The sequence below is a fragment of the Arthrobacter sp. 10T416 genome (assembly GCF_056394165.1).
On sequence record NZ_JBFTHI010000006.1, the window covers coordinates 102,471 to 116,334 of the forward strand.

The following is a 13,864-nucleotide window of genomic DNA, read 5'->3' on the forward strand; positions in this document are numbered from 1 at the left end:
GGTCCGCAATTCCCGGGCGCCGGAAGGCGCCGCCTACTTCTTGGCGGCAGCCTTCCGGGCGGGCGCCTTGCGGGCCGCCGGCTTGCGCTTGACCGGGCCCTTGGCGCGCTTCTCGGCGAGGAGCTCGACGGCGCGTTCCCGGGTCAGTTCCTCGATGGCCGTGGTGCGCGGAACGGTGATGTTGGTGACGCCGTCGGTGATGTACGGGCCGAAGCGGCCCTCCTTCACCACGATGTTCTTTTCCGAGACCGGGTCCGGACCGAACTCCGCCAGGGGCGGGACGGCCGCACGGGCACCGCGCTGCTTGGGCTGCGAGTAGATCTCCAGCGCCTGCTCCAGCGTGATGGTGAAGATCTCCTCCTCCGAGCCGATGGAACGGGAGTCGGTGCCCTTCTTCAGGTACGGTCCGAAGCGGCCGTTCTGCACCGTGATGGGGTTGCCCTCGGCGTCCTGGCCCAGCACCCGCGGCAGGCTCATCAGCTGCAGGGCCTCATCCAGGGTGACGGTGTCCACGGCCATCGAGGCGAAGAGCGACCCGGTGCGCGGCTTGGCCTTGACGGGCTTCTTCGGCGGTTTCGGTTTGCCGTTCTTGTAGTACTCCACCGGCTGGTTGGCGAGCTGCTCCTCGGTCATTTCCGGGATGACCTCGGTGACGTAGGCGCCGTAGCGGCCGTTCTTGGCCACGATGGTGTGCCCGGTGTGCGGGTCGGCTCCGAGCACACGCTCCTCGGGCGCGGCGGTCTCCATCAGCTCGATCGCCTTGGCGGCTGTGAGCTCGTCCGGGGCAAGGTCCTCGGGGACGTTGGCGCGGGCCGACTCAACCACTTCGCCGGTCTTCGGGTCCACGGTGGGGATGGAGCTTTCCAGGTACGGCCCGAACTTGCCAACCCGCAGGGTGATGCCGTCGGTGATGGGCACGGAGTTGATTTCGCGTGCGTCGATTTCGCCCAGGTTGTTGACGATGCTCAGCAGCCCGGGATCGGAGTCCTCGCCGAAGTAGAAGTGCTTGAGCCAGGCGGCACCCGCCTCCTGGCCGTTGGCGATCTTGTCCAGGTCCGCTTCCATGTCGGCCGTGAAGTCGTAGTCCACGTAGTCGTGGAAGTGCTGCTCAAGAAGCCGGATCACGGAGAACGCGATCCAGCTCGGGACCAGCGCGGAGCCCTGCTTCCGGACGTAGCCGCGGTCCTGGATGGTGGAAATCGTGGAGGCATAGGTCGACGGGCGGCCGATGCCCTTCTTTTCCAGTTCCGCGGTCAGGGACGCTTCGGTGTAGCGCGGCGGCGGGGAAGTCTCGTGCCCGACAGCGACGATGTCCGAGGCGGTCAGGGCGTCGCCCTTGGCCACGTTCGGCAGGCGGCGCGCTTCCTCGGAATCCTCGTCCCCGCGGCTTTCGTCCTTGCCCTCTTCGTACGCGGCCAGGAAGCCCGGGAAAGTAATGACGGTGCCCGAGGCGGAGAATTCGGCGTCCCTGCCATCGCCAGCGACGGCGCCGAGGCGGATGGTCGCCGTCGAGCCCTTGGCGTCGGCCATCTGCGAGGCGACGGTGCGCTTCCAGATCAGCTCGTAGAGCCGGAACTCGTCGCCGGAGAGCTGCTTCGCGACCTGCGCCGGGGTTCGGAAGGAGTCACCGGCGGGACGGATGGCCTCGTGGGCCTCCTGCGCGTTCGCTGCCTTTCCGGCGTAGACGCGCGGCGACTGCGGGACGTACTCCGGGCCGTACAGCTCGGAGGCCTGGCGCCGGGCCGCCGTGACGGCCTCGTTGCTCAGCGCCGACGAGTCCGTACGCATATAGGTGATGTAGCCGTTTTCGTAGAGTCGCTGGGCCACCTGCATGGTGCTCTTCGAGGAGAAGCGCAGCTTACGGCCGGCCTCCTGCTGCAGCGTGGAGGTGGTGAACGGCGCCGCGGGACGGCGGGTGTACGGCTTGGTGTCGACGGAACGGACGCGGAAGTCCGCGTCCTGCAGGCCGGCGGCGAGGGACGCGGCCAGCTCTTCACTGAGGTGCACCACACCGCGGGAGGTCAGTTCGCCGTCGTCGTTGAAGTCCCGGCCGCTGGCCACCTTGGACCCATCGACGGAGGCCAGCTTGGCCTTGAACGATCCCGACTCCGCACCGAACTGGCCCGTCAGGTCCCAGTAGGACGCGGACTTGAAGGCCATGCGTTCGCGTTCGCGGTCCACCACCATGCGCGTCACGACGGACTGCACGCGGCCGGCGGAGAGGCCGCGGGCCACCTTGCGCCAGAGCACGGGGGAGATTTCGTAACCGTAGAGGCGGTCCAGCACACGGCGGGTTTCCTGCGCATCCACCAGATCCTGGTCCACGTCACGCAGGTTGTCCATGGCGCGGTGGATGGCTTCCTTGGTGATTTCACCAAAGGTCATCCGGTACACCGGGACCTTGGGCTTAAGGACTTCCAGCAGGTGCCACGCGATGGCCTCGCCCTCGCGGTCCCCATCGGTTGCGAGATAGAGCGCGTCGGCGCCCTTGAGCTGGGCCTTGAGTTCGGCGACCTTTTTCTTCTTGTCCGGAGAGACCACGTAGTACGGCTTGAAATCGTGCTCGACGTCGACCGCGAACTTGCCCAGCGGGGTTTTCTTCAGTTCCGCGGGGAGCTCCGAGGGCTGCGGCAGGTCCCGGATGTGACCGATGGAGGCCTCAACGATGAAACCCTCGCCCAGGTACTTGGCGATGGTCTTGCTCTTGGCCGGAGACTCCACAATCACGAGTTTCTTGCCGGTGGGGGCCTTGCTTGGCACGGTGCTCCTACAGAAAAAGGTGGCTCGGGCAGATGCGCCCATACCCGCCTAGTTCACCATATTTTGCGGCAACCCGCGCAACCGGCCCCGAAATCATCACGGATCCGGGACCCGCGCTGGAGGCCGGAACGGGGGTGTCCGGGCGGATCCGGCTGACCGCCGGGACAGCATCCGCGAGCCCCTCCCCTGCAGTAGGCACGCTTGCCATATCGCAGGATGGCGGCCTCGGAAAGGACGCCGAGGGAGGGGCCGCGACCCGACGCGCCCCCTTTACGGGGGCGCGTCTTCGCTGATAAAGCTGGAGGCACCGCCGGCCGCCGGCCGCCGCCGGCCGCGGGAGACCCGAGGGCACTCGATGGGGAGGATCACGATGGTTGACAGGATCGCCGAGATTTGGGGCACGAGGACCCCTTACCCCAAGGACGGCCTGTGGCCGGTCCGGGTGGACCAGGCGCTGAAGGACGGCGTTGCGGAGGGCGACGTCGACCGCTGGGTGCAGTCCGCGTGTGTCCTGTGCAGCAACGGCTGCGCCTGTGACATCGCGGTGAAGGACGGCGCCATGGTGGGCATTCGCGGGCGGTCCGGCGACTTGGTGAACCACGGCAGGCTCGGGCCCAAGGGCCTGTTCGCCAGTTGGCAGGGTGTGTCCCACAAGGACCGCCTCGAACGGCCAATGATCCGCGAGAACGGACGCCTCGTGGAGTGCGATTGGGACACCGCCATGAAGCGGATCACCGAGCGGAGCCAGCAGCTATTGAAAGATCGCGGGCCGCTCAGCCACGGGTTCTACACCAGCGGGCAACTGTTCCTCGAGGAGTACTACGCCCTGGCGGTCATCGGGAAGGCGGGCATCGGAACCCCGCACATGGACGGCAACACGCGGCTGTGCACGGCGACGGCTGCGGCGGCGCTGAAGGAGACCTTTGGCGCCGACGGCCAGCCCGGGTCCTACACGGACATCGACAGCTGCGACGCGATCTTCCTCTACGGCCACAACATGGCGGAGACGCAGACGGTGCTGTGGTCGCGGGTGCTGGACCGCATCGCGGGACCGGACCGGCCCAAAGTGGTCTGCGTCGATCCGAGGGACACCGAGGTGGCGCGCTACGCGGACGTCCACCTCGCCGTCCGCCCGGGCACGAATCTGGCGCTGATGAACGCGCTGGTCCACGAGGTCCTGGCCAACGGGTGGATCAACAAGGACTACGTCCAGGCGCACACGGTGGGCTTCGAGCAGCTGAAAGCCACCGTGGAGCCCTGGACGGCGGAAGCCGCGGCGGCCGTGTGCGATGTCAGCGCGGCGGACATCCGCGAGGCCGCGCGCATTTTCGGGACAGCGCCCCGGGTCCTCTCTACCGTCCTCCAGGGCTTCTACCAGTCCGCGCAGGCCACGGCGTCCTCCTGCCAGGTCAACAACCTGCACCTGCTCCGCGGCCTGCTGGGACAGCCTGGGTCCGGCATCCTCCAGATGAACGGCCAGCCGACCGCGCAGAACAACCGCGAGTGCGGGGCGGACGGGGACCTGCCCGGTTTCCGGAACTGGGAAAACCCGGACCACATTCAGGAACTCGCAGAGCTGTGGGACGTGGATCCGCTGACCATTCCGCACTGGGCACCACCCACACACGCCATGCAGATCTTCCGCTACGCCGAGCAGGGGTCAATCGAATTCCTTTGGATCTCGGCCACCAATCCGGCCGCGTCCATGCCGGACCTGCCCCGGATCCGCGACATCCTCGCCAAGCCCGAACTCTTCCTGGTGGTGCAGGACCTGTACCTGACCGAAACCGCGCAGGCCGCCGACGTCGTGCTGCCCGCGGCTGCCTGGGGCGAGAAGACAGGCACCTTTACCAACGTCAACCGCACCGTGCACCTGTCGGACAAGGCCGTGGAACCGCCCGGCGAGGCCCGCAGCGACCTCGAGATCTTCCTCGACTACTCCCGCCGGATGGAATTCACCACACTGCAGGGCGCCCCGCTGTTGGCCTGGGACGGGCCCGAGGATGCCTTCCGGGCGTGGCAGGAGTGCTCCCGGGGACGGCCCTGCGACTACACCGGCATAACCTACGACCGGCTCCGCGGCGGCAGCGGCATCCCGTGGCCCTGCAATGCCGAAAACCCAAACGGCCGCGACCGGCTCTACGCGGGCGGTGTCTTCCCCACGGACCCTGGCTACTGCGAAAGTTACGGCCACGACCTCCTCACCGGCGCCACGGTGGGGGCGGAGTCGTTCCGCGCCACCGTTCCGGCCGGCCGGGCCGTGCTGAAAACCGCTGATTACTTTCCGCCGCACGAGGAACCCGACGGCGAATACCCGCTGCGGTACACCACGGGCCGCACCGTCTACCATTTCCACACCCGGACCAAGACCGGACGTTCCCGCCCGCTCACCCACGCGGCCCCCAGTGCCTGGGTGGAACTGAGCACGGACGACGCCGGGCGCCTGGGAATCCGGGAAGGCGACCTTGTCCGGGTAACGTCGCGGCGGGGCCGGATCGAGGTCCCCGCCCGAGTCAGCGACATACGGAAGGGGACGGTCTTTGCCCCCTTCCATTACGGCTACTGGGACCGCGGCGGAGCCCCCGGCGAGCGTCCCACCGCGGCGAACGAACTGACGCTCACCGAATGGGACCCGGTCTCCAAGCAGCCGGTCTTCAAAAATGCGGCCGTCCAGGTGGAGAAGATCGGCGACGCGGACGGCCCCGCCCCGGCTCCCACGACGGCGGCGTCGCGCCCGGCGGCCGGAACCGGCCAGCGGCTGCGGCCGACCACCGGCGGCAGCGCAGCCGAGGCCTCGGAACACATCCGCGCCGCCCCGCCGCCCACGTTCCCGGAGGCAGTCAAACCCGGGCCGCCGGCCATGGGCGCCTCCTCCGGGACGAGCGGGCGGGAGGTCCGGCGATGAACCTCAGCATCTACCTGGGCATGCTCCACCAGGCCGAAAACACCCTCGCGGAATCTTTCCGCCAGGTCGCCGAGGGCCACGGCTCCGAACCCGACGTGCATTTCCTGTGCCAGACGCTGGCCCGGCAGTGCGAGGAACACGGGCGGCTGCTGCAGCCCATCGCTCAGCGCTACGGAGAGGATCCCTCCGACGCCGAGCCGGAGCGTCTCCACGCCGAGGGCCTGTCCAGCACACGGGAGGGCCCGGTGGGGCTCCTGCGGGACCTGCAGGACCTGTACCTGCTGGCGAGCCTGGTGGACGTCACCTGGACCATGGTCAAGCAGGCCGGCTCGGCCCTCCGCGACCGGGAACTGCTGGACGTGGTGTCCCGGTGCGACGGCGAGACGGCAGTGCAGTTGCGGTGGCTTCAGACTCGGATGAAGCAGGCCGCGCCCCAGGCACTGATCGCGGCGCGCTGACCGCGCCAAGCCAGCGGCGGGACGGCGGCGGGCTAGCAGCGGCGGCCGGCCAGCTAGGACCCGCCGGCTAGGACGCGCCGGAATCCTCCGCGACGGCGGCGCGTTCGATCCGTTCGCGCTGCCGCTCGATTTCCTTCTCGCCCTCGTTCTCGGCGTCGTACAGTTTCGCGTTGCTGACTTTGAGCTCGAGCATCAGCGCATCCAGTTTCAAGTGCAACGCGGCGGTGTCCCGGTTCTGGGTGTTTTGAATGATGAACACCATCAGGAAGGTGACGATCGTGGTGCCGGTGTTGATCACCAGCTGCCAGGTGTCTGAGAACTTGAGCAACGGGCCCGTGCACGCCCAGACCACCAGCACGGCGACGGCCGCACTGAAGACCCAGGCGTGGCCCAGTACCCTCGCAGTGGCTGTGGTGAACCGGGTAAATACATCGGGCCGGTCGTCATCGTGGGCTTTACCCATTGCTGAACCCTTTCGCCGTTACTCCGTGGCCGGTTGGCTTGGCGGCCCGCGGGCCTGGGCCCGCGGTATGACCAGTCTGGCACCGGCTGCACTGTTTTGGCCGACGGCGCCACAAACTGGGCCCACCGGGCGGCCGGGCGGGAATGCGGGAGGGCCGGGGGTCAGGAAGCAGGCGCGGCGGTGCCCCGGTCGTCCGGAATCATCGACCACATGGTGGCCATCCGCACTGCACCCTCGGGCACCTGATCAGGGTCCTCGAGTTCGTAGTCCTTCAGGAGGTCGAAGAGCTTGTCATTAAGCTCCGTGCGCTGGGCCGGTGTCAGGTAGAGCAGGTTGCTTGCCAGGACCACGGAGGACGGGCCGTCCACGGCTTCACCGCGCTGGCGTTTCTCGTCCCGGGTCTTGGCGTAGGCGTTGACGCGCCGACGGTAGGCGTCCAGCTCGAGGTCCAGCACGGCGAACTCGGGACTCGCCACGCCGCCGCCGGAGTTGATGGTGAAGTCAGTGCCGGCGGCTTTCCAGCGGCGTTCCCGGGCGTCACCGGCCGTAGCTGCCGGGGCCACGATGCCCCACTTCTGCAGGGCACGCAGGTGGTAGCTCATGGCACTGGGGGTCAGGCCGGTCTGGGCGGCCAGTTCGGTGGCGGTCCGGCTCACCTGGGTGGAATACAACTCGGAGATGACCTCCAGCCGGGCGGCATGGGCCAGGGCCCGGATCGCCTTCGGGTCGGTGATCTCGACCTTCTTTTCCGGGCGCGGCCTGCGCTTGGCGGCCGGAGCGGCGGACAGTTCCGCCTTCGGGTTCTCTGCATTCACGTCTCAAGTCTACCGACGTCCGCCAAACTATGAAAGGAATGCTTGACACTATGATTCGGAACCGGCTACTTTGCCTACTATGAAACAAACACTTCATAAAGGCAGTGGCTTCTCCGGCGGGCGCGCCCTCTGGCGCAACCGCGACTTCCTGCTCGCCGGAAGCTCCCGTTTCCTGGCCACGGCCGGGATGGGCGCCGTCGTCGTCAGCATCATGCTGCACCTGCAGAACATTGCCGCGACGGGACCGGCCGGGCCGTGGCTGGTGGCCGGTTACCTGCTGTGCTCGGCGTTGCCGCTGGTGCTGCTGGCGCCCTGGGCCGGAAGGCTTGCCGACACCCGGGATTCCCGCCTCCTGGCGACGGCGTCCTCTGTGGTCAGCGCTGCCGCCGTGGCTGGGATGGGGTTCGCCCTGCAGTATCTGGATAGCCCCGTTCTGTTGCTGTTCGCCCTGACCTTTGTGCTGGACGCGGCGCAGGCCGTGGCCGGACCCACCTGGCAGGCGCTGCTGCCGCGGATTGTCGGCGAGGAGCGCACCCCCAGGGCTATGGGCACCATGCAGGCCACCATCATGATTGCCGGCATGGCCGGGCCTGCCGCGGGCGGACTGCTGAGCGGCTGGGGCGGTTCCGGGCTGGTCTTCGGTGTGGCCAGCGCCTGCTATCTGGCAATGGGCGCCGGCGCCTTGCTGATCCAGACCCGGCGCGGCACCGCGGCGGAACTGGCCGGCCGGGAGGCGCCCGCGCTGCTGGACGGCCTGCGGCTGATCCGCGGCGACAGCCTGGTCTGGGCGCTGGTCCTCGGCGCATTGTTCTTCATCCTGGTGGGCGAGGCCACCAACGTGCTGGAGGTCTTCCTGGCCCGGGGCGAACTTGGCGCGACCGAGACCCAATACGGGCTCCTGGCCGCAGCCTTCGGGCTCGGCATGGCCGCGGGCGCCGCACTCGCGGGGCGGATCAAGACCCCGCCGGCGCGGCTGCGGGTGCTGCTCGGATCGATGGTCCTGACCTCGGCCTTCCTGGCGGTTATGGCCCTGGTGCCCACCGTGGGGCTGCTGTTCGCGGCGTACACGGCGATGGGCACGGCCTGCGGTGCGCTGAACGCGTGCTTCGGCGCGATCGCGATCCTGCGGATGCCGGAAAGCGGCCGGGGGCAGGCCATGGCGATCATCGGCGGCCTGACCCGCGCCGTTTCCATTGCCGCCCTGGCCATCGGCGGGCTGCTCGGCGCCATGCTGCCGATCCGGCTGAGCTTCCTCCTCACGGGGGTGGCCGGCGTGCTGGTGGCCCTTGCCGTGACCGCCTATGTGCTGCCCCGGTTCGGCCGGGACGGTGCGGCCGGCTCAGCCCGGCAGCAGGAACCCGTCGCGCACCAGGTTGCCGACTTCGTCGAGGAGCCGCTCACGGAACGCCCCGCCGTCGAAGCCCTCATACCCGCCCAGCAGGGCGTCAAGGGCGCCGATGATCTGCCCGACGGAGAGCTCGCCGTCGCACGCTGAGACGAAGCCGGCCAGCTCGGTGCTGAGCAGGTTGGTGCGGCGGAACCCGGCACCCTGCCGGAGCAGGATGACGCCGGGGTGTTCGGCGCCGGGGCGCTGGTGCCGTTCCTCGGTGACATCATCGGCCACGAGCAGGTGCGCCGCTTCGAGTTCGTGGGCGGCCAGCCAGTCCGCGCGTTCAACGGCTGCACCCAGGTGCGGGCCGGCGGGCTGCTCGATCGGGTGGGTGATCTCTTCAAACCGCCGCAGCACGGGCCAGGCGCCGGCGGGGCGGCGCAGCCAGATCATCCCAAAGCCGATCCCCTGCACGCCGCGCGAGGCGAAATCATCCAGGTACCCGGCGTAGGAGGCCTGGTAGAGGCCCCGGTCGCGGGCCTCGGAGGCGTCCTGCAGCCACGTCTCGGCGTATTGCTCCGGGCCCACCTCCTCGCGCTGGATGAACCAGGTGTCCACGTCCGGACTGGCCCAGCTTTGCGGCCGGTCAGCCCAGTCCGCCCCCGCCGGGATTTCCCAGTTGCCTAGAAGCTGGGCCGTTCCGCCCGGGGCGAGCACCGAGGGGAGGTCGCGGACCAGTGCGGCCACAATGTCATCGCCCGGCAAACCGCCGTCCCGGTAAGTGAACTGGTCCGCGGCGGTCTCGCCGACGCCCCGCGGGGTGATGACGAACGGCGGGTTGGAGACCACCAGCTCGAACTCCTCCCCGGCCACCGGGTCCAGCAGCGACCCCAGCCGCAGGCTCACCCGGCCCTCGAGTCCGGCCGGATCCAGGTGCAGGGCCGATGCGTTGAGCATGAGGTTGAAGCGGGTGAACGCCAGGGCACGGGCTGAGATGTCGGTGGCCGTGACGTGGTCGGCGTGGTGCAGGAGGTGGAAGGTCTGGATGCCGCAGCCGGTCCCCAGGTCCAGGGCCCGGGCCACGTGCCGCCGCGCCGTGACCTGCACCAGCGTGGTGGAGGCCTGCCCAATCCCCAGCACGTGATCGTGGCGCAGCACCCCCGGACGCTGGTGGGCCGCGAGGTCGCTGGCCACCCAGAGTTCGGCGCCACCGCTGCTGACAGTGCCGTCCGCCTCGGCGCCTTCCCAGCCGTACGGTCGCAGGTCCACCTTCGCCTGCACCAGGCCGTCAGCTGACGCTTCCACCAGGCCCAGCTGCAGCAGCCCGTCCGTGCCGATGCCCGGCAGGGCGGCGTCCAGCGTCGCGGCCGGCTGCGGTTCGGCCAGCAGCCACAGGCGGACGACGGCGGCGAGCGCCGCCGTCGTCCGCTCGCCTTCTGCGGCGGCTTCGGTGGCGATCAGGGCCGGGATCAGCTGGTCCCGGCCCAGGGCGGCGTGGGCTGCCGGGCCGAGCAGTTCGGCAACCCCGTCCACTGTGTAGCCGATGCCGAGCAAGTCTGAGGCGAGCGCCTGGAGCAGGTCCGGGAGATCGCTGCGGGGAGCGTCGGGGGTGTTACCGGCCGTGAAAAGTGTCGATGGGGTCACCGGATAAGTTTAGGCGCGGCACCGCTCCGGGTGGTTCGCCGGAGGGAAGGTCCCGTCAGAGGTGCTTCTGCGCGTAGACCTGCAGCGCATCCCGGACGAACGCCGCGCCGGCCGCCCCGCCGTAGTTCGCGGCGAACCTCGGGTCCGCCACGTACATGTCGCCGAGTCCGGACAGGTACTCCTTGAGGTGCCCTGGGGGGCCGCCGGGTGCAGAGGCGGGCGTTCCAGGGATCCCGGTCAGCCATTCGACCTGGCGGCGGGCAAGGTCCTGCGCCTCGGGGCTGTCCGGGGCCGCACCGGACTCGGCGGCGGCCGCCCAGTCCCTGCCCAGCTGCACGGACCGCTGCTTCCTGGCCTCCTTTTCGGCAGGGCCCATCCCCCGCCACCACGCGTCACCCTGGGCGTAGGCCGCCTTGCCCCAGCGCTCCTCCACCTCGTCCTTGTAGCTTGTGTGGTCGAACCCGTCGAACATGTCTTCTGCCATGATGTCCCTTCCTGCCGTCAGTTCCGTGAGCGTGTGCTGGACCGAGGCGATCTGCCGCGCCAGCCGGTCCTGTTCCTGGCGCAGCCACTTGAGATGGCCAGCCAGCGCGGGCCCGGCTTCCTGCCCGCGGGCCAGGATGTCCGCGATCGCCGGCAGCCCCAGGCCCAGCTCCCGCAGGAGCAGGATCCGCTGCAGGCGCAGGAGCGCGGCCTGGTCGTAGTACCGGTAACCGTTCTGCCCGGTGCGGCTGGGCTTGAGCAGCCCCACGCCGTCGTAGTGGCGCAGGGTCCGGCTGGTGGTCCCAGCGATCTTCGCAATCTGCTGCACTGACCAGTCCATGCGCCCCTCTGTTCCTAGCGTCTGGTCTTTCCGGCCGCTGTTTAGAGCCTAAATCTTGACGTAGCGTCAAGGTCAAGTGTCTTCCTGGCTGCCTGTGGGTCCGCTTTGCGAGCTAACCACACGGGCTGGCGGGGCCAGGCGTACGATGGGTCCATGCAGAGGCAGCAGCGATTTACCAGCCCTCGGCCGCGTACCGGCCGCACGGGCTTCTTGACGCGCGCCTAGACGCAGCCGCCGGGGTCCGTCCGGCACAGCGGTTGAGGGTGAATCCACCTCCCGCACAAAACAGCCAAGGACCCCACAATGAAGACTTACCTCAACCTGCCCGCCCTGAACTCCGCCCTCGCCGTGCGTGATCTGTCGGATCCCGACGCCGGCCCCCACGCCCTCCAGCTCGTGCTGTCCGATGTCATCAACGCCTTGGAGCGCCTCTGGGACATTCCCGCCACAACCCACCGCCTCAACCCGCTGGTGGCGACCGCCGACAACTACGACCGGCTCGGCTACTCGCCCGGCGACGTCACCCGGGACTCCCGCTATTCCCGCCATGTCAGTCCGACTGTCATGCTTCGCAGCCACACCTCGGCGGGCGTCCCGGCCCTGCTGGACACCCTTCGGGACGAGCTGGGCCACTACGACCAACTGCACGTCCTGCCGGGCCTGGTCTACCGGCGGGACGCGGTGGACCGCACCCACGTCGGCACCCCGCACCAGGTGGACCTGTGGCGGGTGAAGGCCCGCGGGTTGCTCGGTCCCGCCGAGTTGCACGGCATGATGGCCGCCGTGGTGGAAGCGGTTTTGCCGGCGGCCCAGTACCCGGATGTCCAGTGGCGAGCCACCCCGTCGGAACACACCTACACGGCACTCGGGCAACAGCTGGATGTACTGGTCACCCGTCCCGACGGCAGCCGTGAGTGGCTCGAGCTGGCCGAATGCGGGCTGGTGGCGGCGCGGGTATTGCGCGGTTCCGGCCTTGACCCGAGGCGCTGGGCCGGACTCGCCCTGGGCCTGGGGCTGGACCGCGCCCTGATGCTCCGCAAGGGCATCGGCGACATCCGGCTCCTGCGCTCGGAGCACCCGGAAGTCCGCGCCCAGATGCAGGACCTGGAGCCGTACCGGCCCGTGTCGGCCATGCCGGAGATCCGACGGGACCTGTCGGTGGTGCTGGACGCCGCGGAGGACGCCGACGGCGAGCTGCTCGGCGATCTGGCCCGCACCGCGCTCGGGGCTGAGGCCGAGGTCCTGGCGGCGCTTGAGGTTGTGGCGGCCACCCGGGCGGCGGAGCTGCCGGCGTCGGCCGTCAATCGCCTCGGCCTCTCGCTGGGACAGGTGAACGCACTCGTCCGGCTGACCCTGCAGCCGCTGGACCGGACCCTGACGGACCGGGAGGCGAATGTGCTCCGTGACCGGGTGTACCTGGCCCTGCACCGCGGGCCGCGGCTGGAGCTCATCGCCGGGTGACCGGGCGGGTCGCCGGTTGAATGTCGGCGGGCGGGACGGCGGCGGGCGGCGGCCGCCGCCGTCGGCGGTTCAGGAACGCCCAGCCCCAGCAGGTAAGTTGGAGGCATGCCTTCCGCTCCCCTGTTGCCGTCCCACACCCGCGCCGTCCGGCGCGTCCTCACCGCCGTCGTCGGCGCCGCCATTGCGGCCGGCACGGCCGGGTGCGCCGGCGGCGGCAGCATCGAGTCCGCCGACGTAAACGCGTGGAAGGCCACGGCCCTGCCGTCGGCCAGCGGGACCGTCCTGGCGGACGCGGGCAAGATCCTGGACCGCACGCCGATCGCCAAGGACGCCAGCGTCCCGGCCGGCAACTACACCCTGACGATGACCTGCGACGGCGGCGGCAAGGAATTCTTCGCCGTCTCCCTCGACGGACACCAGCTGACCGAGGCCGGAGCGGCCTGCAACGGCAGCCGGGAAACCGCGCGGATCAAGGTGCCCGCCGCTGGCAAGCTGCAGGTCAGCGCCTCGAGCGTGGATGCCCCGCTCATCTTTGCCTACCATCTGGTCCCCGCTGCGTGATGTGACTGGCGCGGGCCGATGCTGGGGCTAGGCTCAGGACATGGTTGCTGCTGGGGGTAGGCACAAGGTCCGTGCCGTGACACCGATGGTCGTGCTGGCGCTCGTGGCGTCGCCGGGCCTGGCCGGTTGCGAGGTCGCGGACGACGTCGGGGTCCCCGGGACCGACCTCCGCCCGTCGACCCGGGCCACCGCGCCGCTGCCGCTGCCCACGCAGGACCCCAAGATTGCTGCCAAAGCCAAACGGAACCAATCCGAGGTGGACAGGATTCTCGGAGCCCAGCCGGCGGACCTGATGATGGGGGCTTCTGGCGGGATCGGCTTCCGCAGCTCCATCCGACACGTCGACAGTGGCAAGTACTTCGCAACCGTTGCTTGCGCCGGGACACCCAACGCACTCCTGACCATTTCCCAGAACAGTCTCCGCGACGGCGGCACCCTGGACTTGAACGTCGAGTGCGGGAAGGCAGTCCAGTCCGCCGTGGAGCTGAAGTCCGGCCCGGTAACGGTGCAGGTGGTCAGGAACTCGACCGATCCCGGCCTTGGCGCCGCTGTCGGCTTCCGCCTCACAAACAGGCCGCCCTCGTAGCGTCGTAGCGCCGCGGGTCATGCGGGCTCTGTTCCGGCCGGCCGGCGCGGTTTAAAGT

10 protein-coding genes and 1 pseudogene are annotated in these 13,864 nt (G+C 69.3%); 6 read left to right on the forward strand and 5 right to left on the reverse strand.

Annotated features, from left to right (window positions below; translation table 11 throughout):
- Positions 1-33: 33 nt before the first annotated feature.
- Positions 34-2,760, reverse strand: a complete 2,727-nt coding sequence (gene topA, locus AC1DBE_RS08880) for a type I DNA topoisomerase (protein WP_476903167.1) — start codon at positions 2,758-2,760, stop codon at positions 34-36.
- Positions 2,761-3,130: 370 nt separating this feature from the next.
- Here topA and AC1DBE_RS08885 point away from each other — a divergent pair, with 370 nt between their 5' ends.
- Positions 3,131-5,665, forward strand: coding sequence for a molybdopterin oxidoreductase family protein (locus AC1DBE_RS08885; protein WP_476970295.1), 2,535 nt, complete (start codon positions 3,131-3,133; stop codon positions 5,663-5,665).
- Positions 5,662-6,123: a ferritin family protein gene (locus AC1DBE_RS08890; RefSeq protein ID WP_476903169.1), complete on the forward strand. Its 462-nt coding sequence runs from the start codon at positions 5,662-5,664 to the stop codon at positions 6,121-6,123. The genes AC1DBE_RS08885 and AC1DBE_RS08890 overlap by 4 nt, the downstream gene beginning before the upstream one ends.
- Positions 6,124-6,190: 67 nt before the next feature.
- Here the strand turns inward: AC1DBE_RS08890 and AC1DBE_RS08895 are convergent, their stop codons facing one another.
- Positions 6,191-6,586, reverse strand: a complete 396-nt coding sequence (locus AC1DBE_RS08895) for a low affinity iron permease family protein (protein ID WP_476878296.1) — start codon at positions 6,584-6,586, stop codon at positions 6,191-6,193.
- Between the two features lie 161 nt (positions 6,587-6,747).
- Positions 6,748-7,401, reverse strand: coding sequence for an ArsR/SmtB family transcription factor (locus tag AC1DBE_RS08900; protein WP_476878295.1), 654 nt, complete (start codon positions 7,399-7,401; stop codon positions 6,748-6,750).
- Positions 7,402-7,480: 79 nt separating this feature from the next.
- On the opposite strand from AC1DBE_RS08900, the pseudogene AC1DBE_RS08905 reads away from it, so the two are divergent.
- A pseudogene (locus AC1DBE_RS08905) lies at positions 7,481-8,710 on the forward strand (MFS transporter); the annotation flags it as partial.
- Positions 8,711-8,740: 30 nt separating this feature from the next.
- Here the strand turns inward: AC1DBE_RS08905 and AC1DBE_RS08910 are convergent.
- Entirely contained in the window at positions 8,741-10,375 is a 1,635-nt protein-coding gene (locus tag AC1DBE_RS08910; protein WP_476970296.1) for a DUF7059 domain-containing protein, read from the reverse strand.
- A gap of 55 nt (positions 10,376-10,430) precedes the next feature.
- The gene (locus tag AC1DBE_RS08915; protein ID WP_476970297.1) at positions 10,431-11,198 is read right to left on the reverse strand and encodes a MerR family transcriptional regulator; all 768 of its coding nucleotides are present in this window, start codon (positions 11,196-11,198) and stop codon (positions 10,431-10,433) included.
- Between the two features lie 303 nt (positions 11,199-11,501).
- On the opposite strand from AC1DBE_RS08915, the gene srmL reads away from it, so the two are divergent.
- The 3 genes from srmL (at position 11,502) to AC1DBE_RS08930 (ending at position 13,806) form a co-directional block, all read left to right on the forward strand.
- Positions 11,502-12,659 (forward strand): PheS-related mystery ligase SrmL, encoded by a 1,158-nt coding sequence (srmL, locus tag AC1DBE_RS08920; RefSeq protein ID WP_476970298.1) that lies wholly within the window; start codon positions 11,502-11,504, stop codon positions 12,657-12,659.
- A 105-nt stretch (positions 12,660-12,764) separates the two neighbouring features.
- Positions 12,765-13,220, forward strand: coding sequence for a hypothetical protein (locus AC1DBE_RS08925; RefSeq protein ID WP_476970299.1), 456 nt, complete (start codon positions 12,765-12,767; stop codon positions 13,218-13,220).
- Positions 13,221-13,296: 76 nt separating this feature from the next.
- The gene (locus AC1DBE_RS08930) at positions 13,297-13,806 is read left to right on the forward strand and encodes a hypothetical protein (protein WP_476970300.1); all 510 of its coding nucleotides are present in this window, start codon (positions 13,297-13,299) and stop codon (positions 13,804-13,806) included.
- The last annotated feature ends 58 nt before the right edge of the window (positions 13,807-13,864 follow it).

Excerpts from the sequence above, each read along its gene's own strand:
- AC1DBE_RS08885 (WP_476970295.1), top strand. The coding sequence starts at position 3,131 with ATGGTTGACAGGATCGCCGAGATTTGGGGCACGAGGACCCCTTACCCC.
- AC1DBE_RS08890 (WP_476903169.1), top strand. The coding sequence starts at position 5,662 with ATGAACCTCAGCATCTACCTGGGCATGCTCCACCAGGCCGAAAACACC.
- AC1DBE_RS08895 (WP_476878296.1), bottom strand. The coding sequence starts at position 6,586 with ATGGGTAAAGCCCACGATGACGACCGGCCCGATGTATTTACCCGGTTC.
- AC1DBE_RS08915 (WP_476970297.1), bottom strand. The coding sequence starts at position 11,198 with ATGGACTGGTCAGTGCAGCAGATTGCGAAGATCGCTGGGACCACCAGC.
- srmL (WP_476970298.1), top strand. The coding sequence starts at position 11,502 with ATGAAGACTTACCTCAACCTGCCCGCCCTGAACTCCGCCCTCGCCGTG.
- AC1DBE_RS08925 (WP_476970299.1), top strand. The coding sequence starts at position 12,765 with ATGCCTTCCGCTCCCCTGTTGCCGTCCCACACCCGCGCCGTCCGGCGC.